At 65.3% G+C, this 19,061-nt stretch carries 23 protein-coding genes; 17 read left to right on the forward strand and 6 right to left on the reverse strand.

The genetic code is table 11. From position 1 onward, the window contains the following. The first annotated feature begins 255 nt into the window (after positions 1 to 255). On the forward strand, positions 256 to 966 hold the full coding sequence (locus tag ACE103_RS31520) for a hypothetical protein (RefSeq protein ID WP_375776221.1): 711 nt from the start codon (positions 256 to 258) through the stop codon (positions 964 to 966). Positions 967 to 1,079: 113 nt separating this feature from the next. Here ACE103_RS31520 and ACE103_RS31525 read toward each other — a convergent pair whose 3' ends face one another. Next, the gene (locus ACE103_RS31525; RefSeq protein ID WP_375776222.1) at positions 1,080 to 2,741 is read right to left on the reverse strand and encodes a flavin-containing monooxygenase; all 1,662 of its coding nucleotides are present in this window, start codon (positions 2,739 to 2,741) and stop codon (positions 1,080 to 1,082) included. A gap of 292 nt (positions 2,742 to 3,033) precedes the next feature. Here ACE103_RS31525 and ACE103_RS31530 point away from each other — a divergent pair, with 292 nt between their 5' ends. Further along, positions 3,034 to 3,429 carry a hypothetical protein gene (locus ACE103_RS31530; RefSeq protein ID WP_375776223.1) on the forward strand — a complete coding sequence of 132 codons (396 nt, stop codon included), beginning with the start codon at positions 3,034 to 3,036 and terminating at the stop codon, positions 3,427 to 3,429. Positions 3,430 to 3,672: 243 nt separating this feature from the next. Here ACE103_RS31530 and ACE103_RS31535 read toward each other — a convergent pair whose 3' ends face one another. Further along, entirely contained in the window at positions 3,673 to 4,218 is a 546-nt protein-coding gene (locus ACE103_RS31535) for a phosphohydrolase (protein ID WP_375776224.1), read from the reverse strand. Between the two features lie 79 nt (positions 4,219 to 4,297). Here ACE103_RS31535 and ACE103_RS31540 point away from each other — a divergent pair, with 79 nt between their 5' ends. After that, positions 4,298 to 4,813, forward strand: a complete 516-nt coding sequence (locus ACE103_RS31540) for a mismatch-specific DNA-glycosylase (protein ID WP_375776225.1) — start codon at positions 4,298 to 4,300, stop codon at positions 4,811 to 4,813. A gap of 94 nt (positions 4,814 to 4,907) precedes the next feature. Further along, positions 4,908 to 5,861 carry an IS481 family transposase gene (locus ACE103_RS31545; protein ID WP_375776226.1) on the forward strand — a complete coding sequence of 318 codons (954 nt, stop codon included), beginning with the start codon at positions 4,908 to 4,910 and terminating at the stop codon, positions 5,859 to 5,861. 83 nt (positions 5,862 to 5,944) lie between these two features. On the opposite strand, the gene ACE103_RS31550 is transcribed toward ACE103_RS31545, so the two are convergent. Next, complete coding sequence (locus tag ACE103_RS31550; protein ID WP_375776227.1) at positions 5,945 to 6,379, reverse strand: hypothetical protein; 435 nt, start codon at positions 6,377 to 6,379, stop codon at positions 5,945 to 5,947. Between the two features lie 205 nt (positions 6,380 to 6,584). Here ACE103_RS31550 and ACE103_RS31555 point away from each other — a divergent pair, with 205 nt between their 5' ends. From ACE103_RS31555 to ACE103_RS31565, 3 genes are read left to right on the forward strand one after another with little or no spacing between them, the layout of a single operon-like run. Next, on the forward strand, positions 6,585 to 7,022 hold the full coding sequence (locus ACE103_RS31555) for a YeeE/YedE family protein (RefSeq protein ID WP_375776228.1): 438 nt from the start codon (positions 6,585 to 6,587) through the stop codon (positions 7,020 to 7,022). A gap of 2 nt (positions 7,023 to 7,024) precedes the next feature. Next, positions 7,025 to 7,501: a DUF6691 family protein gene (locus ACE103_RS31560; protein WP_375776229.1), complete on the forward strand. Its 477-nt coding sequence runs from the start codon at positions 7,025 to 7,027 to the stop codon at positions 7,499 to 7,501. A 4-nt stretch (positions 7,502 to 7,505) separates the two neighbouring features. After that, positions 7,506 to 7,892 (forward strand): RidA family protein, encoded by a 387-nt coding sequence (locus ACE103_RS31565; RefSeq protein ID WP_229168840.1) that lies wholly within the window; start codon positions 7,506 to 7,508, stop codon positions 7,890 to 7,892. Between the two features lie 391 nt (positions 7,893 to 8,283). Here ACE103_RS31565 and ACE103_RS31570 read toward each other — a convergent pair whose 3' ends face one another. Beyond that, complete coding sequence (locus ACE103_RS31570) at positions 8,284 to 9,045, reverse strand: SOS response-associated peptidase (RefSeq protein ID WP_375776230.1); 762 nt, start codon at positions 9,043 to 9,045, stop codon at positions 8,284 to 8,286. A 62-nt stretch (positions 9,046 to 9,107) separates the two neighbouring features. On the opposite strand from ACE103_RS31570, the gene ACE103_RS31575 reads away from it, so the two are divergent. The 5 genes from ACE103_RS31575 (at position 9,108) to ACE103_RS31595 (ending at position 11,599) form a co-directional block, all read left to right on the forward strand. Further along, a complete protein-coding gene (locus ACE103_RS31575; RefSeq protein ID WP_223975328.1) occupies positions 9,108 to 9,608 on the forward strand; it encodes a hypothetical protein in 501 nt (166 codons plus the stop codon). 38 nt (positions 9,609 to 9,646) lie between these two features. Further along, on the forward strand, positions 9,647 to 10,066 hold the full coding sequence (locus tag ACE103_RS31580) for an NUDIX hydrolase (RefSeq protein WP_375776231.1): 420 nt from the start codon (positions 9,647 to 9,649) through the stop codon (positions 10,064 to 10,066). A gap of 85 nt (positions 10,067 to 10,151) precedes the next feature. Further along, positions 10,152 to 10,529: a TIGR02301 family protein gene (locus tag ACE103_RS31585; RefSeq protein WP_342727539.1), complete on the forward strand. Its 378-nt coding sequence runs from the start codon at positions 10,152 to 10,154 to the stop codon at positions 10,527 to 10,529. Beyond that, a complete protein-coding gene (locus tag ACE103_RS31590; RefSeq protein WP_375776232.1) occupies positions 10,519 to 11,175 on the forward strand; it encodes an HAD family hydrolase in 657 nt (218 codons plus the stop codon). Before ACE103_RS31585 ends, ACE103_RS31590 begins: the two co-directional genes overlap by 11 nt. 157 nt (positions 11,176 to 11,332) lie before the next feature. Further along, a complete protein-coding gene (locus ACE103_RS31595; protein WP_097675200.1) occupies positions 11,333 to 11,599 on the forward strand; it encodes a hypothetical protein in 267 nt (88 codons plus the stop codon). An 83-nt stretch (positions 11,600 to 11,682) separates the two neighbouring features. Here ACE103_RS31595 and ACE103_RS31600 read toward each other — a convergent pair whose 3' ends face one another. After that, positions 11,683 to 13,017, reverse strand: coding sequence for a dihydroorotase (locus ACE103_RS31600; protein WP_375776233.1), 1,335 nt, complete (start codon positions 13,015 to 13,017; stop codon positions 11,683 to 11,685). 129 nt (positions 13,018 to 13,146) lie between these two features. Between ACE103_RS31600 and ACE103_RS31605 the strand changes: the two genes are divergently transcribed. From ACE103_RS31605 to ACE103_RS31625, 5 genes are all read left to right on the forward strand, one after another. Then, positions 13,147 to 14,028: a YgfZ/GcvT domain-containing protein gene (locus ACE103_RS31605; protein ID WP_375776234.1), complete on the forward strand. Its 882-nt coding sequence runs from the start codon at positions 13,147 to 13,149 to the stop codon at positions 14,026 to 14,028. Continuing rightward, positions 14,025 to 14,651 carry a DNA-3-methyladenine glycosylase I gene (locus tag ACE103_RS31610; RefSeq protein ID WP_375776235.1) on the forward strand — a complete coding sequence of 209 codons (627 nt, stop codon included), beginning with the start codon at positions 14,025 to 14,027 and terminating at the stop codon, positions 14,649 to 14,651. Before ACE103_RS31605 ends, ACE103_RS31610 begins: the two co-directional genes overlap by 4 nt. After that, positions 14,648 to 15,259, forward strand: a complete 612-nt coding sequence (locus tag ACE103_RS31615) for a YfbR-like 5'-deoxynucleotidase (RefSeq protein WP_375776236.1) — start codon at positions 14,648 to 14,650, stop codon at positions 15,257 to 15,259. The genes ACE103_RS31610 and ACE103_RS31615 overlap by 4 nt, the downstream gene beginning before the upstream one ends. A 123-nt stretch (positions 15,260 to 15,382) precedes the next feature. After that, positions 15,383 to 15,889, forward strand: a complete 507-nt coding sequence (locus ACE103_RS31620; protein WP_375776237.1) for a tyrosine phosphatase family protein — start codon at positions 15,383 to 15,385, stop codon at positions 15,887 to 15,889. Between the two features lie 110 nt (positions 15,890 to 15,999). Then, a complete protein-coding gene (locus ACE103_RS31625; RefSeq protein ID WP_375776238.1) occupies positions 16,000 to 18,699 on the forward strand; it encodes a DUF2339 domain-containing protein in 2,700 nt (899 codons plus the stop codon). A 27-nt stretch (positions 18,700 to 18,726) separates the two neighbouring features. Here the strand turns inward: ACE103_RS31625 and ACE103_RS31630 are convergent, their stop codons facing one another. After that, complete coding sequence (locus ACE103_RS31630) at positions 18,727 to 18,960, reverse strand: DUF6894 family protein (protein ID WP_223975311.1); 234 nt, start codon at positions 18,958 to 18,960, stop codon at positions 18,727 to 18,729. Between the last annotated feature and the right edge of the window lie 101 nt (positions 18,961 to 19,061).

Genomic DNA, 19,061 nt, shown 5'->3' on the forward strand with positions numbered 1-19,061 from the left:
GCGCTCACCGAACAAGAGACCGGGCCAGAGCGCCCGGTCTTTTTTTGTTTGCGGCAAAGCCAGATCCGTCGTTCGCCGCCGTCGGTATGCCGGTTACACTTTACTAACTTAGCCTACGAGTCTCTGCCCCTACCGGTCGCGAGCCACTTGGTATGGATATAAAGTGCCAAAACAAGCCATTGTGAAGGCTGGCGGCCTTTGAAGTACGGATCGCACTCTCTGATACTTTTTCTTCTCGCCGGAACGTCAGTCGCGTTGGCGCAGGAACAGCCGCGCGTAGCCGCGCCCGCGGAGGTCGTGCTTTACATCCAGTCGGACTTGAAACGAACAGACTTTGTTCATCCGCTGGTTTGCGCGCTTCAGCGTGTGCTCGTCGCACCAGTCTCCGTGCAAGCTCTAGACTTTCCGCTCGGACCCGAATTGCGCGCAACGCCCACGCAATTCGAGGTCGCGAAGGTGGCAGATCGGTTCATCGAGCGAACGGCGGGCGAAGGAAACGCGCGCTCGTTCAAGTATCTTCTTGTTCCGTTCGATCTGAAGGTCGAGGCCTGGAACTGGCGCTATGCGTTTTCTACGAGCTTTGGCGATGCAACGACGTCCTACCACGTCGGCGTCGTCTCCACTGCGCGGATCGTCGCCGGCAATTGGTGGCTGCCATCTCCCTGGGACCACGAGATCACGGCTACTCGTGCTTACAAGCTAATTCTCAAATCAATCGTGCAGACCACAGGCTATCGCAGCAAGGGTGCGTGCATTCTCACAACTTCCCTTAGCCTCGAGGAGTTAGATCGAAAATCGTCCGAGTTTTGCCCTGATGACCGTGCCGCGCTTGTTGCCGCCGGCATCCTCAAGGAAAAAGAAGAGCAGAACGACCCCGGCTGCACGACTGGTGGACGGCGATCGCTTCCGGCACTGCTTGTGACGGCACGCAGGATGCTGGACGATTGGTTGGCTACGCTGCGCTAAAGCGCGATGAAATGGTTGAATCGTCATCGCGCTTTAGCTCCTTGCTTGAGCATGATAGCTCGTCGGTGGGTTAGCGAAGCGTAATCCACCGTCTGGTCGAGCATGCGCTTCGGCTAACCCACCCTACGATGCGATGTTGCGGTCGCCGCCCCGCTTCTAAACTCAATCTCCCGATACCCCTCCGCCGCCACACCGTTGATGATCCCCAAGAACTTCGGCGTACCGCCGTTGTAGACGAAGTAGCGGACGGTGCCCTCCTCGTGGCCGGCGACGTTGGAGTTGTAGCCGGTGAACCACGACTTGGCTTTGCGCATCAGCATGATCTCGTACATTTTGGCGACATGCGCGGTCCAGCGCTGCTGTGCCTCCAAGGTGGCATCGGCGCGGGTCAGGGCGCGGTCCCACATGTATTGCAGCAGGTTGGTGCACCAGTTGACGCCGTTCTCGATGCCGCGCGGAAAGTTGGTCGAAGCTGACGCGCTTTGCGGACCGGTCGGCATCAGCAAATTCGGGAAGCCGTGCACGAGCATGCCGAGGAAGGTCGACGGCGCCTGCTTCCATTTGTCCGATAGCTTCGCGCCGCCGATGCCGGTGATGTCGATCAGATCGTAGGCGCCCGTGATGGCATCGAAGCCGGTGGCGTAGACGATGATGTCGAAATCGTAGTCGCGCGCCGTGGTGCGCAGGCCAGTCTCGGTGACGCGCACCAGCGGCGTCTCGCTGAGGTCGACGAGATGCACATTGTCGCGGTTGTAGGCCTCGAAATACCGGGTCTCCAGCGGCAGGCGCTGCACGCCAAAGCCGTGATCGCGCGGGATCAGCTTTTCGGCTACCTTCTGATCCTTCACGCGGCCGCGGATGCGACAGGCGATATATTCGGACAGCTCCGCATTGGCGGCTTCGTCCATGAAGATCTCGCGAAAATTCGCGAGCCAGATGCCGAAGCCGGGCTCATCGTAGAGCTTGTCCCACAGCTTAAGCCGCTCCCCGCGGCTCACCTCGTAGAAGCCGCGCTTGTCGGGGCCATGGACGAAACTGCCGGGCGTCAGTGCGCAGGCGGCGAAGATCTCGTCGTAGCGGGCGCGGATGTCGGCCATTTCGGCTTCCGAGATCGCGCTGTTGTTGAGCGGCGCGCTCCAGTTCGGCCGGCGCTGGAACACGGTGAGTTGGCCTACCTTGTCGGAGATCTCGCCGATCACTTGAATGCCGGTCGCGCCGGTGCCGATCACCGCGACTTTCTTGCCCGCGAGATCGACCGGCTCGTGCGGCCAGTAATAGGTGTGGAACGAGCGGCCCTTGAAGTCGGAGGTGCCCGGCACGCGCGGCATGGTCGGCGCTGAGAGCAAGCCGATCCCGAGCACGACGAAGCGGCAGGTCAGCGTGCGGCCGTCGCTGAGCTTGAGCTGCCAGAGATCGCGCGTTTCGTCGAACTGCATCGCCTCGACCTTGCAGTTGAACTGCATGTATTTGCGCAGGTCGAATTTGTCGGCGACGTAGTTGAGGTAGCGCAGATTCTCGGGCTGGGCGGAGAAGCGCTCCTTCCAGTGCCACTCGTCGAGCAGCTCGCGCGAGAACGAGAAGCCGTAGGTGTAGCTCTCCGAGTCGAAACGACAGCCCGGATAGCGGTTCCAGTACCAGGTGCCGCCGAGATCGGGCGCGGCTTCGAGCACGGTGGCGTCGATGCCGAGATCGGCGAGCCGCTTGATCTGGTAGATGCCGGCGACGCCGGCGCCGACCACGATCACCTCGTAATGGGTCTTCGGCTCTCCCGTCATGTCCTGCTCCCGAAATTCTTCTTGATCTATTGGGCCGGATTACAGACCCTTTTGCCTGATCAGGCAACCGGGCGCGACGTGGAACGATCGCATTCGTCATGGCCGGGCTTGTCCCGGCCATCCACGTCTTTCCAGTGGCCGTAAGCGAAGACGTGGATGCCCGGGACAAGCCCGGGCATGACGATGAGTAGGAGAACGACGCCTACTGGTGGCACTCGCGCGACTTGCGTTGAGGCGCTGCCTGCACCACATCGATCTCTGCAATTCGACGCGCGCAATCCGGACGAGCAGCATGACCGACAATCTCACCGGCGTCTGGGACGGCAGCTACGTTCAGCCAGGCAGCATGGTCACGTTCCTGGCGACGCTGATCGACGCCGGCGGCGCGCTCGGCGGCAGCGTGACCGAACCCTGCGTCGCGCCCGGCTGCCCGATCAGCACCCACAATGCCTCGCTCGCGGGTCATCGCTCCGGCAGCGCGGTATCGTTCGTCAAACGCTACGAGCCGCCGGGCTACGGCTATGACACCGTCCACTATGAAGGCGCCGTCAATGCCGACGCGACCGAGATCGACGGCCGCTGGAGCATCCGCGGCACGGCGTTCTCGGGACGGTTCTTGATGGTGCGCGCGACGGGGCCGGCGCAGGCGGTGACGGCCGAAGACGAGATCAAGGAGCCGGTGCGTTAGCACCTGACGAGATCAGGGCAATCGAGTCGCGACCTCGCCCCGCTTGCGGCAAGGCACGTCCCGTCGCGGAGGGTGAGGCGCGCCTGCGTCATTTCGGAATAATAGAATAATGTCACTGATTTGCCCGACATGTCAAGTGGCCGCGTCGAATGCCGGCACGCCGCCGGCTACTGTGCATGGGGTTGTTTTCGATATTTTGGCAATGCGCCCCTGCGGAGGCAGGCCATATGCGGTTGGAGCCCCTCACTCCAGCGCCGCGATCTCGCGCGCGAGGTTGTCGCGGGCGCGGCGGTCATAGCTCGCGGCGAAACCGGCATCGGGGAAGATCACCTGGCGTGCAGCAAAGTGGCGCAGCACCTTAGCGCGGCCGGCGCGATAATCGGCATCGCCGACATGGATGAACTCCTGCCGGATCGCCGCGGCATAGGCATCGTAGCGCGCGGGCTCGGCGCCGAGAATGCTGAGGTCGATCGAGATCAGGATCGCGCCGAGGCGATCGCTGGCCTGCACGTCGTGCGTCTTGGTCAAACGGATCAGGCGGCCGACCTCGTCGCCGATCCCGGCGCGGACGTGTCGTTCGGCGAGTTGCGCGCTGCGCTCCTCATTGTCCGGCCGGGTCGGATCGTAGACGACATCGTGCCACCAGATCGCTTCCGACAACATCTCGCGCTCAGCCGCGGAAAGATCGTCGACGCGCGCCAGCGCCGCGAGGCAGTCGTCGATATGCGCAAGGTTGTGATAGTGGCGGCCGGGCGCCGTGTAGGCGGCGACCAATTCTTCGCGGGTCATCGCCGAGGTATATGACGGGAGCGGCGGAAATGGTAGCGGTCGGGTCCGTCACACCGGCGGCACCTTCCACGATCTCTCAATGCCCGACAACGACACTCACCGCCTCCCCGACCAGCTCCGCGCCAATCTGCGGCTGGTGTTCGTCGGCACGGCGGCCAGCACGCGCTCCGCCGCCGTCGGGCATTACTACGCGCATCCCGGCAACCGCTTCTGGCGCGCGCTATATGAGGCCGGCATCACGCCGCGGCTTTATCGGCCGGACGAGTTCGCAGCGCTGCTCGAACTCGGCATCGGCTTCACCGATCTCTCAAAGACCGGCGCCGGGATGGATCATGAGATCGCGCGCGGCTCGTTCGATGTCATGGGCTTCAGGACGAAGATCGAGATGGTTCGGCCGAAGACCATCGCCTTTACCAGCAAGAAGGCGGCGAGCCTGTTTTACGACAAGCCGACCAGCGCGCTTTCGCTCGGGCGGCAGCCGGCAACAAGCGGCTTTCCTGATGTGTTCGTATTGCCGTCGCCATCGGGTGCGGCATCCGGGCACTGGAGCTTGCAGCCGTGGCGTGAGCTGGCGCAGTGGATTGCAGAATCGTAGGGCGGGTTAGCTTTGCTGTTTCAGGAGGTTGTCCATCTGGTCTGAACCGAGGAAGCTGAGGTTGCGAAGCTTCAGTGTTCCAAGGAAAGACCAGATGAACGTCCACAAGAATGCGCCTTTGACGCCCAAAGGTCGAGAGGCGATGGTGCGTAGCGTCGTCGAGGGCGGGCTGAGCCAGGCCGACGCGGCCCACCAGTTCAACACCACACCGAAGACCGTTGCCAAATGGGTCAAGCGGTTCCGCGCAGAAGGTGTCGAAGGGTTGCGTGATCGCTCCTCGAGACCTCTTTCATCGCCAAGCCAAACCCTGCCAGCCACGCGTGCCGCCGTCGAGACGTTGCGCCGGCAGCGCCACACCGGCAAGCAGATCGCAGCCGAGGTCAGGGTGTCGCCGGCCACTGTCAGCCGCATCCTTCGCCGCTTGGGATTAAGCCGGATACGCGATCTGGAGCCGGCCGAGTCGGTACGGCGCTATGAGCGCGAACAGCCCGGCGAGCTCATCCATATCGACATCAAGAAGCTCGGCAGGTTCGTCAGACCAGGCCACCGCATCACGCATGACCGCCAGATGGGAGAAAGCCGTGGCGCCGGCCACGAGTTCGTCCACGTGGCCATCGACGATACATCGCGCCTGGCCTTCTCCCAGATCCGGCAGGATCAGAAAAAGGAGAGCGCCGTCGCTTTCCTCAAGGAGGCCGTCACCTACTATCGCAGCCTCGGCATGAAGGTCACCGGCATCATGACCGACAACGGCTCCTGCTACCGCGCCAAGGCCTTCGCCAGAGCGTGCAGCAAGCTCGGCCTCAAGCACATCTTCACCAGGCCCTACAGGCCGCAAACAAACGGCAAGGCCGAACGCTTCATCCAAACAGTGCTGCGCGAGTGGGCCTACGCTCGCGCCTACGACACCTCAGACCAGCGCGCCAAAGACCTGCCAATCTGGCTTCATCACTACAACTGGCATCGTCCGCACGGTAGTCTGCAAGCCAAACCACCCATCAGCCGCCTCGGCCTTCCGATGGACGACCTCCTGAGATTCCACAGTTAGCGCAGCGTAACCCGCCATCTTCAATCGCGGATATAAGTCGGTGGGTTACGCCTTCGGCTAACCCACCCTACGCACCGCGCCCGTTACTCCTTCAACGTGATCGCAAGCCCGCTGAGATCGACATTGGCCATCAGCCCGATCTGCTTGCCGCTCAGTTCGAGCACCGCGCCGTTCTGGTTGGTCAACAGGATGCCGCGCACGCCGGCGCCGACCGCAACGCCCATGCCCGCCGCGGCGTAGACGCCGGCGATATCCTGGGCGCGGCGGATGTTGCGCACCCGCCCCTGCAACGTGGTCTGCGAGCCGCCGAACACGAGGCCATAGTCGAGCCCGCCGGCGGTGAGCCCGTAGGTCTGGCCGTGGAAGGTCAGGACGCCCTTGCCGGCGGAGCCGCCGAAGATCCAGCCGCCCTTGAAGATGACGAGCGTCACCGCGCCCTCGTCGGCCAGTGCGGCGGACGAGCCGGTGAGCAGCGCCAGCGCGAACAGCACGGCGCGGGCGACGGATGACAATCTCATGGGGAGTTCTCCGGACGAAGTGAAGCGAATCGCGGCAATCCGGCCGAGCGGCGGCACGTTGAATGCCGGCAAAACACGCGGGATTGCGCTTGTTCCTGTTATTGCGGAGTCTATCATCGCCCACGCAGCCAAGCGACCATTGGCGCATGCGCGCCCACCGCTTTGCGCCATCGCTGAGGAGTTTGCGCAACAGGGACCTGCACCGATGCACGATTTCACCCCAGTTTCCGGCCTTCTCGGCGGCGCGCTGATCGGCCTCGCCGCGGCGCTGCTGATGCTGCTGACCGGGCGGATCGCAGGGGTCACCGGCATCGTCGGCGGCCTGCTCCAGCCCGATACCGCCGACCGCAGCGCCGATCGATCCTGGCGCATCGCGTTCATCGCGGGGCTGATCGCAGCGCCTCTGATCGCGGCATTGTTCGGCGCGCCGCTGCCGCGTCCGGCGATGAATGCGAGCCTCGTGGTGATCGCGATCGCGGGCCTTTTGGTCGGCTTCGGCACAAAAATGGGCAATGGCTGCACCTCGGGCCACGGCGTCTGCGGCTTCGCGCGGCTGTCCGGCCGCTCGATCGTGGCCACGTTCATCTTCATGACGGCGGCGATGGTCACAGTTGCGGTCGTCAGGCACGGAATCGGAGGCTAGCCATGCCGGTTCTTGCAAGCTTCCTCTGCGGCCTGATCTTCGGCGCGGGCCTTCTGATCTCGGGCATGACCGACCCGCAGAAGGTGCTCGGCTTCCTCGATCTGTTCGGCGCGTGGGATGCGACGCTCGCTTTCGTGATGGCGGGAGCCGTTGCGGTCGCAGCGTCTGGCTTCGCGATCGCGCGGCGGCGCACCACGCCTGCGTTCTCGGCGCGCTTCCTCTGGCCCGACCGCAACGACATCGATGCGCCGCTGGTCGGCGGCGCAATCCTGTTCGGCATCGGCTGGGGCCTCGCCGGCATCTGCCCGGGGCCTGCACTGGTCAATCTCGCCGGGCTCTCGCTGCCGATCGTGGTGTTCGTCGTCGCGATGCTGGCAGGCATGATCGGCCAGAATCTGTTCGGCAAGAATCTCTGGCGCCGGCGCACAATGGCGCCGCGCCTCGACAATCCTCCACTTCCATCTCGCGCAGACGGGTGACCCCATGACTGAGATCAAGCACTTCCCTCCTCCGCCCGGCGTCACGGCGCCGCCGCTCTCGTTCGGCGCCCGCGTCGGCGATCTCCTGTTCATCTCGGGCATTCCCGGCTTCGACGCCAACCGCGAGCTGCCCGATGGCTTCGAGGCGCAGTTCGCCAACGTCGTCACCAATTTCCGGCGCGTGCTGACCGAGGCCGGCGCAACGATGCGCGATCTCGTCAAGGTCAACGTGCTGCTGACCCGCGCCAGCGACGTCGCGACGATGAACGTCCTCTATGCCGGCGCGTTCGGCCCCGCGCCCTATCCCGCGCGCACCACCTGCGTCGTGGTGGCGCTGCCCAATCCGAAGATGCTGATCGAGATCGAGGGCGTGGCGTCCGTGAAGGGGTGACAACTCCCTCCGTCATTCCGGGGCGTGCGCAGCACGAGCCCGGAATCCATCAAGCCGCAAGTTTCGCGGTGAAATGGATTCCGGGCTCTCGCTTCGCGAGCCCTCAGGTGCGCAATTGCGCACCGGGGAATGACGAATAGAGGACGAATGGAGAGAGCCCACGCCTGCTACAAAACAAGCTGATTGAATCCAGACCGTGCAACACACCCGCCGTCGTCCTGGCGAAAGCCAAGACCCATTATCCCGCATCTCGATTGTTGCGCGACGCTGGGGCCGCGTTCCCGTTCACAAGCAAATTCGGTGGTTATGGGTGCCGGCTTTCGCCGGAACGACGACGTGGAGAGACGCGGGCCGCTATCCGCACCACGCACCGCGCTTCTTCAGCCAGCCCCTAAAACAACGACCCCTGCCCGTCGTCCTCACGCACCGGCGCCTTGCGCGCTGCTGCCTTCTTCGCCGCCGGCGCGTCTTCCGCCGCGATCTCTTCCGCGGTCATCGGCAGCAGCAATTGCGCGTCATCGTTGGCGACGGCATTGACGCGCATCGTCACCTGGTGCCAGGCGAACTCGCCGACGTCGGGGCCCTTCAGCATCGGCATCACGTCGTCGACATCGTTGGGCAGGCAGTCGAGCCAGCGGGCGAATTGCTCGGGCCGGATCGTGACGGGCACGCGGTGATGCAGTTGCGCGAGGTCGGGGCTCGCGGGCGCCGTGACGATCGCGACCGTGTCCTGCTCCTCGCCGTTCGGTCCCATCCAGGTCTCGGCGAGCGCGGCGAAAGCGAGTGGATGGCCGTCGCGGCGATGAATGAAGAACGGCCGCTTGCGGCCGCCGGCATCCTGCCATTCGTAATAGCCGTCGGCCGGGATCAGCGCGCGACGCCGCTTGATCGCGTTCTTGAAGGCCGGCTTCTCCCGCACCGTCTCGGAGCGGGCGTTGATCAGCAGCGAGAACGTGCGGGGATCCTTGACCCAGGACGGGATCAGGCCCCAGCGCATCAGTTGAAAATGCCGGCCGCCATTCTGCAGCAGCACGACCGGGATCGGCTGGGTCGGCGCAACATTATACCGCGGCGGAAAATTCGGCTGCTCGATGTAGCCGAACATCTCTCGCAAGGCCGCCGGCGGCGAGGTAATGACAAAGCGTCCGCACATATCCTGTCCAGGGTGGTATCCGTTTATTCCGCCTTAACTTGGACCGTTAAAGACTGCGACCAATGACCTCAACGGCCGCCATAGCGGGCTCTCGCCCGCGACCGACGTACCCCGACGAGGCGCGGGCGGCGCAGTTGCGCGCCGCCAACATCAATCCCCGCACCGGGCTTGCGACCGACTACCTCAATCACTTCAACGAAGCCATCATGCTGCTGGAGATGGTGCCGGACCTGCCGGAATGCGCCAGCGATTTCCTGGAATGGCAGCCACTGTCCTATGCCGAGCATTTCACCGCGTCCAACTTCAAGGCGCGCGACCTCGCGATCGAGGCCTATGAGACCGCGGACGCTCGAATCCGGGCCGAATTCGACCAGCTCACCGCCAGCATGACCAGTATCCTGACCGAGGTCGGCGCCGCGATGCGGCAGTTGCATCAGGACAAGAGCCGGGTCGCGCTCGCCGAGCAGGCCATCGTCTGGGTCAAGCCGCTGGTGATGCAGACCGCTGGTGTCATCAACGGCGCCGCTGAGGCCGACGTCGACAGCATCATGGCGGGCGCCTGAATTATCGGGCATGATGGTCGTCAAAACTGGTTGTCGTCTTGAGCTCTCCCGAACCTCCGATCCGCCCGCAGCTCGCCGTCTCCGGCGTGATTTTCCGCGACGGCAAGGTGCTGCTGGTCCGCCGTGCCCGCTCGCCGGGCAAGGGCTTCTATTCGCTGCCCGGCGGCCGGGTCGAATTCGGCGAAACGCTGCACACGGCCCTGCACCGGGAGATCGACGAGGAGACTGGCCTCAGGGTCGATATCCTGGGCTTGGCCGGCTGGCGCGAGGTGCTGCCGACCGGGCCCGGCACCGGGCATTATCTGATCATGACGTTTGCGGCACGCTGGGCCTCCCGCGAGCCGGTGCTGAACGACGAGCACGACGATTTCAAATGGCTGGCGCCGGAGGAGATCGGCGACCTCAAGGTCACCGGCGGGCTGCACGAGGTCATTGCGGCCGCCCGGCGGCTGGTCTGAGGCCCGTTTGGGGGCGGTATTGGAGCCTTGCCGCCTTGCGCCGGGCGCATTGAGGGGGCATACCACGGCGATTCCGGAACCCCTGATGATCAGAGCCTTTCTCGCCGTTGTGATCCTGATGTCGGCATGCCTCGCGACGCCCGCCCGGGCGCAGGACGCGGCTGCGCCGTTCGACGGCGACCTGCAGCGGCTGGCCGAGATCCTCGGCGCCCTGCACTATCTGCGCGGCATCTGCGGCTCTAACGAGGGTGCCAAATGGCGCAACGAGATGCAGGCGCTGATCGACGCCGAAACTCCCTCCGGCGACCGCCGCGCCCGCATGATCGCGGGCTTCAACCGCGGCTACAACGGCTTCCAGCAGACCTACCGAACCTGCACCCCCGCAGCCTCGGTGGCGATCCGCCGCTACATCGAGGAAGGCTCGAAGATCTCGCGCGACCTGACGGCCCGCTATGCCAACTGACCGCGCGATCTTTTTCGACCTCGACGGCACCCTGACCGATCCGAAGCCCGGCATCACCGGCTCGATCCAGTATGCGCTGGCAAAGCTCGGCCGGCCGGTTCCGTCGCAGGATGAACTGACCTGGTGCATCGGCCCGCCGCTGCGGGCGAGCTTTGCCATGCTGCTCGGCGGCGAGGAGCTCGCCGACCGCGCCGTCGAGTTCTACCGTGAGCGGTTCGGCGATGTCGGGCTGTTCGAGAACAGCGTCTATCCCGATATCGCTGATGTGCTGGCGGAGCTGCGGCAGGCGCCGGGGCGCATCTTTGTTGCGACCTCGAAGCCGCACGTGTTCGCGACGCGGATCGTCGCCCATTTCGGCCTCAGCGCGTACTTCGACCACGTGTTCGGCTCCGAGCTCGACGGAACCCGGGTCAACAAGGTCGACCTGTTGGCCTACGCCCTGGCGCAGACCGGGGCCGATCCGGCTAAGGCCGTGATGATCGGCGACCGCAGCCACGACGTGGTCGGTGCTGTCAGCAACGGCATCCGCGCGATCGGCGTCACCTATGGTTACGGCACGCCGGAGGAGCTGATCGGGGCCGGCGCCAGCCATCTGTGCGCCTCGCCGCGCGCGGTGCTGGACCATATCCACAGCTCATTTGGTTGATCGCGGCGGCGGCGTCCGGAATTCCCCTTTAAATGCCGTCCCGGCCGTTAACCTTTTCGAAAGATGTGGGCTAGGCGGTACCCGCATGCGTGATACATCTCGCGGGCCTCGCAGTGGTTCGCTCCTCGGACCGCGCGCATTCATTTTGCAGAGTTTCATGCGCCATCCAGCGTCTTCCCCCCATCACCAAGACCCTCGTCCCGATCACGAACAGAAACAGGCCGCGCTGGGCTACCTGAACGAAGCCTGGGCGGAAGCGCGTCACGACGGCGTCGATGGCGACTGCCTGGCGCAGGCGAGCCTGTTTGCGGCGCTCGCCGAGCTGGTCGGCACCTATGGCGAGGACGCAGTGGCGAAGTTCGCCGAGGGCCTCGCCGCGCGCGTGCGCAACGGCGAATTCTCGCTGGCATTGGCCCGGCAGTAATCCCACAAAGCGCTTTCGAGCCAAGTGGGCACCGGTTCGCGTCAAGAAAACGCGTCAAACAAGAATCTAGCGCATTTGATGCGCTAGGCCTTCAGCGTCTCGAGGAACCGGACCGGCTCGCCGGTTGACGGCGTCGTGACCTCGCCCTGCCACATCACCCGCTTGCCGCGCACGAAGGTGCCGACCGGCCAGCCCTGCACCCGCACACCGTCATAGGGCGTCCAGGCCGCACGCGAGGCGATCCATTTGTTGGTGATGGTCTCGCTGCGCTTGAGATCGACCACGGTGAAATCGGCATCATAGCCCGCCGCGATGCGGCCCTTGCAGGCCATGTTGAACAGGCGCGCCGGCCCCGCGCTGGTGAGGTCGACGAACCGCGCCAGCGACAGCCGACCCGCGTTGACGTGATCGAGCATCAAGGGCACCAGCGTCTGCACGCCGGTCATGCCCGACGGCGAGGCCGGATAGGTCTTGGCCTTCTCCTCCAGCGTATGCGGCGCGTGGTCGGAGCCGAGCACGTCGATGATGCCCTGCTCGATGCCGTACCAGATGCCGGCGCGGTGATCGGCCGAGCGTACCGGCGGATTCATCTGCGCCAGCGTGCCGAGCCGCTCGTAGCACTCCGGCGCGGCCATCGTGAGGTGGTGCGGCGTCGCCTCGCAGGAGGCGACATCCTTGTGGTCGCGCAGATACAGAATCTCTTCCTTGGTCGAGATGTGCAGCACATGGATGCGCTTGCCGGTCTCGCGCGCGAGATTGACCAGCCGCTCAGTCGCCATCAGCGCCGCGGTCTCGTCGCGCCACACCGGATGCGAGCGTGGATCGCCCTCGATCCGCAGCGGCTTGCGCTCGTTGAGGCGGTACTCGTCCTCGGCATGGAATGCGGCGCGGCGCCGGATCACCTGGAATATCCGCCGCAGGCTCTCGTCGTCCTCGACTAAGAGCGCTCCGGTGGAGGAGCCGATGAACACCTTGACGCCGGCGCAGCCCGGCGCGCGCTCCAGCTCCGGCAGGTCCTGCACGTTCTCGCGGGTGCCGCCAATGAAGAACGCGAAATCGCAATGCATGCGGTGGTGGCCGCGCTTGATCTTGTCGGTGAACGCCTCTTCCGTGACGGTCAGCGGGTTGGTGTTCGGCATCTCGAACACGGCGGTAACGCCGCCCATCACGGCGCTGCGCGAGCCGGTCTCGAGATCTTCCTTCTGCGTCAGCCCGGGCTCGCGGAAATGCACCTGTGTGTCCATCACACCGGGCAGGATGTGCAGGCCCTTGCAGTCGATCACTTCCCCGGCCGAGGCTTGGCCCAGCGATCCGATCGCGGCAATGCGGCCATTCGTGACGCCGATATCGCGTACGCCCTCGCCGTCCTGATTGACCACAGTGCCGGATTTTAGAATGGTGTCAAAATGCTGATTCATCGGTCCTCGGCGCCCGCTTTCGGGTGTCGCGCGGGCCTTGTTCGGCGCACTGTAGCGCCTTAGCTTGGCTGGGGATATCCGCGCGCCGCGCGTTTCCCAAGGAACTTGGAAAAAGAGCCAATTTTGCGAATGAAAGCAGCGTTTCTTCCAGATCGGGGCGTGATCAAGGTCTCTGGCGAGGACGCCCGCAACTTCCTCAACGGCCTCATCACGACCGATGTCGAGCAACTGGCCCCGGGACAGGCCCGGTTCGGCGCGCTGCTGACGCCGCAGGGCAAGATCATCGTCGACTTCCTGATCACCGAGATACCCCCAGGCCATGGCGGCGGCTTCCTGATCGACGCGCCGCGCGCGCTCGCCAAGGGGCTTGCCGACAAGCTCGGCTTCTACAAGCTGCGCGCCAAGGTCGTGGTCGAGAACCTCTCCGACAGCCTCGGCGTGCTGGCCGCCTGGGATGGCGAGCCGGCGGCGATCCCCGATCTCGCTTTCGCCGATCCGCGCAACCCGGCGCTCGGCTGGCGCGTCCTGATCCCGGAAGATCTGAAGCAGAAGCTCGCTGACCTGATCGGCGCCGATCTCGTCGATAGCAGCGCCTATGAGGCACATCGCATCGCGACCGGCGTGCCGCGCGGCGGGCTCGACTTCATCTATGGCGACGCCTTCCCGCACGAGACCAATATGGACCGTCTCCACGGCGTCGATTTCGATAAGGGCTGCTATGTCGGCCAGGAGGTGGTGTCGCGCATGCAGCATCGCGGCACGCTGCGCACCCGCACGGTGAAGATCATTCTCGACGGCCCCTCCCCCGAGACCGGCGCGACGATCCAGGCCGGCGACAAGCAGGTCGGCACCATGGGCTCGACCGCCGGCGAGAAAGGCCTCGCGCTGGTACGTATCGATCGCGTCGCCGATGCGCTCGACGCCGGCCTGCCGCTGACCGCAGGCGGACTTCCGCTTCACCTCGCCGAACCGGACGCTGTCCGCATCACACCCAAACAGACCGTTGCATGAGCCGTACCGCACAACTGCATCCCGACGGCAAGACGCGCTGCCCGTGGCCGGGCGAGGACGCGTTCTACGTCGCCTATCACGACAATGAATGGGGCGTGCCGGAATACGACGACCGCGCGCTCTACGAGAAGCTGATCCTCGACGGCTTCCAGGCCGGCCTGTCCTGGATCACGATCCTGCGCAAGCGCGACAACTTCCGCAAAGCCTTCGACGATTTCCAGCCCGACAAGATCGTGCGCTACACCGACAAGAAGGTGCATGCGCTGATGAACGACGCCGGCATCGTTCGCAACCGTGCCAAGATCGAAGGCACGATAGCGAGCGCGAAGGGCTATCTGGAGATCATGGAGAAGGGCCCCGGCTTCGCGAAATTCCTGTGGGACTTCGTTGACGGCAAGCCGAAGGTCAATCAGTTCAAGACCACCGCGAGCGTGCCGGCCTCGACACCGGTCTCGATCAAGGTCTCCAAGGAGCTCGGCGCGCGCGGCTTCAAATTCGTCGGCCCCACCATCGTGTACGCCTTCATGCAGGCGACCGGCATGGTCAACGATCACCTTGTGACCTGCTTTTGCCACGAGGCCTGCAGCGGCAAGCTCCGTACACCGCGGCTCAAGAAGAAATGACTGCGCGTCGATCGACCGAGACCACTCGCGCCTGGCAGCGGATGTTGTCGGGGCGCCGGCTGGACCTGCTCGACCCGTCGCCGCTCGATATCGAGATCGTCGACATCGCGCATGGACTGGCGCGGGTCGCGCGCTGGAATGGCCAGACCTCTGGCGCGCACATCTTCTCGGTGGCCCAGCACACGCTGCTGGTCGAGGCCGTGATGCGCCAGCAGACGCCGCGCGTCGATATCAGCCATCGTCTCGCAGCACTGCTGCACGACGCGCCGGAATATGTCATCGGCGACATGATCTCGCCGTTCAAGGCCGTGCTTGCCGGTGAATACAAGGCGGTGGAGAAGCGGCTTTTGGCGGCGATCCATATCCGCTTCGGCCTGCCCGCCGTGCTGGCGGACGAGATCACCCAACAGATCAAGGCCGCCGATCGCGGCGCCGCCTATCTCGAGGCGACGCATCTGGCGGGATTTTCGCAAGCCGAAGCCAGGCGGCTGTTCGGCCGCGATCCGGAATTGCCGGAAGCCACCGAGCGCGACTATCTGACGCCATGGACCGCAGCGAGGGCCGAAAAGCAGTTCCTCGAACGCTTCAACGCATTGCACGCATCGTAGGCGCGGCATCACGAAGCTTGCTGCCGGTTGCGCCGCAAAACGCAGCGCGGGCATCGCGCCGCCCGGCTTTGCCCGCCCGGGAGCAGCCGTTATAATCGGGCGTACCGATAGCCAAGGACCATCATGCTTCACGTTTGCTCGCTTGCCGCGCTCTCCGACACGGTTCGTGCCACCGGCGCCAGCCACGTGCTGACCGTGATGGCCAATGTCGACCAGGTGCAGCGACCGCCCTCGGTGCTTCCGGCCAACCATCTGAAGGTGTCGATGGACGACATCGTCGAACAGATGGACGGATTCGTTGCCCCCAACGAGACCCATATCGAGCGCGTGCTGGCCTTCGTGCGCGGCTGGGATCGCCGCGCGCCGATGGTGGTGCATTGCTACGCCGGCATCAGCCGCTCGACCGCAAGCGCATTCGCCACCGTCTGCGCGCTCAATCCGCACCGCGACGAAATGTCCATCGCCCGGCTGATCCGCGAGGCCTCGCCGATCGCCGCACCCAACCGCCTGATCGTCAGCCTTGCCGACAAGGCGCTGGGGCGCGAGGGCCGGATGCTGCGCGCGCTCGATGCGATGGGCCCCGGCAGCATGAGCGTCGAGGGCCGGCCCTTCCACATCGATCTGGACTAACGCGGCCTGCCACGCCCGAGCGCTTGAACTTCCAGTCCGCTCAACTGCACTACTAGGTTGCGACGGGCGGCCCGCTGGCCGATGGTCCGGCGCGTCCTGCCGGAGGCCCGATGTTCGATTCGCCGTTCGATTTCCTCACGCTCGTCATCGCCATTGTCGCGATCATTTTCGCGCGCAAGGCGCTGAGCCAGATTGCGGTGCTGCAGCGCCGGCTGGATGCGGTCGAGGCCGCGGGCGTGTCCGCCGCGCGGACGGCCGTGCCGCCACCGCTGGCGCCGCTCGAGGCGTTCGAACAGACGCTACCGGCGGCGCCTCCCATCGCGCCGCCGCCGCTGCCCGAAGCGGCCGCGAGCGAGCCGGATGCGCATGCAGAGACAGCCGCGGCAGGCGCCGCGCCACCGCCGCTGCCAGAACCACCCGCCCCGCCGCCCCCGGCGCCCGGCTTCGAGGAGACGCTCGGCACGCGCTGGGTGGTGTGGATCGGCGGCCTGACGCTTGCGCTCGGCGGCTTCTTCATGGTGCGCTATTCGATCGAGGCCGGGCTGCTCGGCCCCGGCGTGCGCACGCTGCTCGGCGAACTGTTTGCGCTGGCGCTGCTCGGCGCCGGCGAGTGGACGCGGCGCAAGGAAAGCATCTCCAGCATCGCGGCACTGCCGATCGCCAACATTCCGGCGATCCTCACCGCCGCCGGCACCGCGGTGGCGTTCGCCACCGTCTACGCCGCCTATGCGCTGTATGATTTCCTCGCGCCGGCAACCGCCTTCATCCTGCTCGGCATGGTCGCGCTCGGCACGCTCGCGGCCGCGCTGCTGCACGGACCTGCGCTGGCGGGGCTCGGCATCGTCGGCGCCTTCGTCACGCCGATCCTGGTCTCCTCCGACAAGCCGGACTTCTGGTCGCTCTACATTTATCTTGCCATCGTCACGGCGGCGGCGTTCAGCCTCGCGCGGATCCGGCTGTGGCGCTGGCTCGCGGTCACGACGATCGCGTTCGCGTTGTTGTGGACCTTCCCCTGCCTGCAATGCGGGCCGGAGATGATCGCGCCGCACGTCTTCCACGTCATCGCGGGCTTCGTGCTGGCGGCGCTGCTCGTGGTCTGCGGCTTCATGTTCGGCCCCGACGGCGATGGCGAGGAGATCGAGCCGATCTCATCCGGCTCGATCGCGGCCTATCTGTTCGGCGCGATGCTGATCGTGCTCAACAGCGCGCATGCCGACAGCGCGATGATCGGCTTCGCGCTGCTGACGGCGGGCAGCCTTTTCGTCGCCTGGCGCGCACCCGCCGCTGCCGGCGCGATCGCCGCCGCGTCGGCCTTCGTCTTCATCGTGTTCGGCGAGTGGGCGGTCCGCCGCAACGTCGACATGCTGGTGCTGCCGGGCGGTGCGATCCCGGGCATCGGCCCGTCCGCGACCGACGGCTCGGTCTCGCTGCATCTCGTGACCGCCGCGCTGTTCGCAGCCGCCTTCGGCGTCGCCGGCTTCCTCGCGCAATTCCGTTTTGCCACCACGAAGATCACGGTGACATGGGCCGCGGCGGCCGTGTTCACGCCGGTCGCGCTGCTGGTCGCACTCTATGCACGTATCGCGCATCTCGATCGCTCGATCCCGTTCGCGATCCTCGCCGTGCTGCTCGCAGCCGCCTACGCGGCCGCGACCGAAGCGCTGACCCGGCGCGGCGAGCGACCGGAGCTGTCGCGCTCGATCGCGCTGTCGGCCACCGGCGCCCTCGCCTCGCTGGCGCTGGCGCTCACCTTCGCGCTCGACAAGGGCTGGCTCACCATCGCGCTGGCGCTGGTGTCGATGGGCACGGCATGGCTGTCGGTGCAGCGGCCGATCCCGTTCCTGCGCTGGCTCGCCGCGATCCTCGCCGGCATCGTGGTGCTGCGCATCGGCTACGAGCCGCGCATCGCCGGCGATGCCGTCGGCACCACGCCGATCTTCAACTGGCTGCTGTGGGGCTACGGCGTTCCGGCGCTGTCGTTCTGGGCGGCAAGCCATTTCCTGCGCCGCAACGGCGACGACGTCCCGCTGCGCATGGTGGAATCCGCCGCGATCCTGTTCACGGTGCTGCTCGCCTTTATGGAGATCCGCCACGCGGTCAATGCCGGTGACGTCTATCGCGAGAGCGCCGGACTGACCGAGGTCGCGCTGCAGGTCGGCGTGACGCTCGCGATGGCGATCGGGCTGGAGCGGCTGCGGCTGCGCAGCGGCAGCATCGTGCACAATGTCGGCGCGGTGCTGCTGACCGCGTTCGCCGGGCTTGCCAGCCTGTTCGGATTGCTGGGGCTGGAGAACCCGATGCTGTGGTGGCAGGACGTCGGCGGCAGCTTCATCAATCTGCTGCTGCTCGGCTATGCATTGCCGGCCGTGCTGGCGCTGCTGTTGTCCTACGCGGTGGCGGGGCATCGTCCCGGAAGCTACGCCAACACGATCGCCGCCGGCGCGCTGGTGCTTGCGCTCGCTTACGTCACGTTCGAAATCCGCAGGCTCTATCACGGACCGGTGCTGACGCGCGGCGAGACCACGGGCGCGGAGCAATACACCTATTCGATCGCGTGGCTGATGTTCGGCGTCGCGCTGCTCGGCATCGGAATCGTCGTCAACTCGCAGCGGGCGCGGCTCGCCTCCGCTGCGGTGATTGGGCTCACGATCCTGAAGGCGTTCCTGGTCGACATGTCGACGCTATCGGGTGTCTACCGGGCGCTGTCGTTCATGTGCCTTGGCATCGTGCTGGTCGGGATTGGCTGGCTGTATCAGCGGATCCTGTTCCGCAGGAGGGCCGCTCCGCCTGTGCCGCAGGCTGAGGGTTGAAGTTAGTCGTCCTGAACGGCGAACGCCTTAGTCGACGGATTCGGCAACCAGCCGAATCCTGAACACGGGCTTGTGGCTCTCGTCGAGCAGCTCCATGTGCCATTCGCTGTCTTGCTTCATGTTGCGCGAAATGCTGCCAAGGAAATTGCCGCAGACCTTGGTCATCTCGGCCCAGGCCACGTCACGGCTCTCAAACTCCGTCGCGTGGTCGGACGCACCAGCGTAATCGCCATCACTGATACGGAAAAAATACTGCGCCATATGACTACTCAAATCGGTGTCCTCGTCATCCCGCCTGTCGGCGAACGCTAAGGTATTGAGTAGCTATCAACGCGTGGCGACCGCCATCCGTATGACTACGG

Source organism: Bradyrhizobium sp. ma5, from assembly GCF_042258955.1.
In the GTDB taxonomy this organism is placed as follows: Bacteria; Pseudomonadota; Alphaproteobacteria; order Rhizobiales; family Xanthobacteraceae; genus Bradyrhizobium.

Excerpts from the sequence above, each read along its gene's own strand:
- ACE103_RS31565 (WP_229168840.1), top strand. The coding sequence starts at position 7,506 with ATGACTGAGATCAAGCACTTCCCTCCTCCGCCCGGCGTCACGGCGCCG.
- ACE103_RS31595 (WP_097675200.1), top strand. The coding sequence starts at position 11,333 with ATGCGCCATCCAGCGTCTTCCCCCCATCACCAAGACCCTCGTCCCGAT.
- ACE103_RS31535 (WP_375776224.1), bottom strand. The coding sequence starts at position 4,218 with ATGACCCGCGAAGAATTGGTCGCCGCCTACACGGCGCCCGGCCGCCAC.
- ACE103_RS31600 (WP_375776233.1), bottom strand. The coding sequence starts at position 13,017 with ATGAATCAGCATTTTGACACCATTCTAAAATCCGGCACTGTGGTCAAT.
- ACE103_RS31560 (WP_375776229.1), top strand. The coding sequence starts at position 7,025 with ATGCCGGTTCTTGCAAGCTTCCTCTGCGGCCTGATCTTCGGCGCGGGC.
- ACE103_RS31620 (WP_375776237.1), top strand. The coding sequence starts at position 15,383 with ATGCTTCACGTTTGCTCGCTTGCCGCGCTCTCCGACACGGTTCGTGCC.
- ACE103_RS31610 (WP_375776235.1), top strand. The coding sequence starts at position 14,025 with ATGAGCCGTACCGCACAACTGCATCCCGACGGCAAGACGCGCTGCCCG.
- ACE103_RS31575 (WP_223975328.1), top strand. The coding sequence starts at position 9,108 with ATGACCTCAACGGCCGCCATAGCGGGCTCTCGCCCGCGACCGACGTAC.
- ACE103_RS31525 (WP_375776222.1), bottom strand. The coding sequence starts at position 2,741 with ATGACGGGAGAGCCGAAGACCCATTACGAGGTGATCGTGGTCGGCGCC.
- ACE103_RS31615 (WP_375776236.1), top strand. The coding sequence starts at position 14,648 with ATGACTGCGCGTCGATCGACCGAGACCACTCGCGCCTGGCAGCGGATG.
- ACE103_RS31625 (WP_375776238.1), top strand. The coding sequence starts at position 16,000 with ATGTTCGATTCGCCGTTCGATTTCCTCACGCTCGTCATCGCCATTGTC.
- ACE103_RS31550 (WP_375776227.1), bottom strand. The coding sequence starts at position 6,379 with ATGAGATTGTCATCCGTCGCCCGCGCCGTGCTGTTCGCGCTGGCGCTG.
- ACE103_RS31570 (WP_375776230.1), bottom strand. The coding sequence starts at position 9,045 with ATGTGCGGACGCTTTGTCATTACCTCGCCGCCGGCGGCCTTGCGAGAG.
- ACE103_RS31590 (WP_375776232.1), top strand. The coding sequence starts at position 10,519 with ATGCCAACTGACCGCGCGATCTTTTTCGACCTCGACGGCACCCTGACC.
- ACE103_RS31530 (WP_375776223.1), top strand. The coding sequence starts at position 3,034 with ATGACCGACAATCTCACCGGCGTCTGGGACGGCAGCTACGTTCAGCCA.
- ACE103_RS31585 (WP_342727539.1), top strand. The coding sequence starts at position 10,152 with ATGATCAGAGCCTTTCTCGCCGTTGTGATCCTGATGTCGGCATGCCTC.
- ACE103_RS31555 (WP_375776228.1), top strand. The coding sequence starts at position 6,585 with ATGCACGATTTCACCCCAGTTTCCGGCCTTCTCGGCGGCGCGCTGATC.
- ACE103_RS31605 (WP_375776234.1), top strand. The coding sequence starts at position 13,147 with ATGAAAGCAGCGTTTCTTCCAGATCGGGGCGTGATCAAGGTCTCTGGC.
- ACE103_RS31540 (WP_375776225.1), top strand. The coding sequence starts at position 4,298 with ATGCCCGACAACGACACTCACCGCCTCCCCGACCAGCTCCGCGCCAAT.
- ACE103_RS31630 (WP_223975311.1), bottom strand. The coding sequence starts at position 18,960 with ATGGCGCAGTATTTTTTCCGTATCAGTGATGGCGATTACGCTGGTGCG.
- ACE103_RS31545 (WP_375776226.1), top strand. The coding sequence starts at position 4,908 with ATGAACGTCCACAAGAATGCGCCTTTGACGCCCAAAGGTCGAGAGGCG.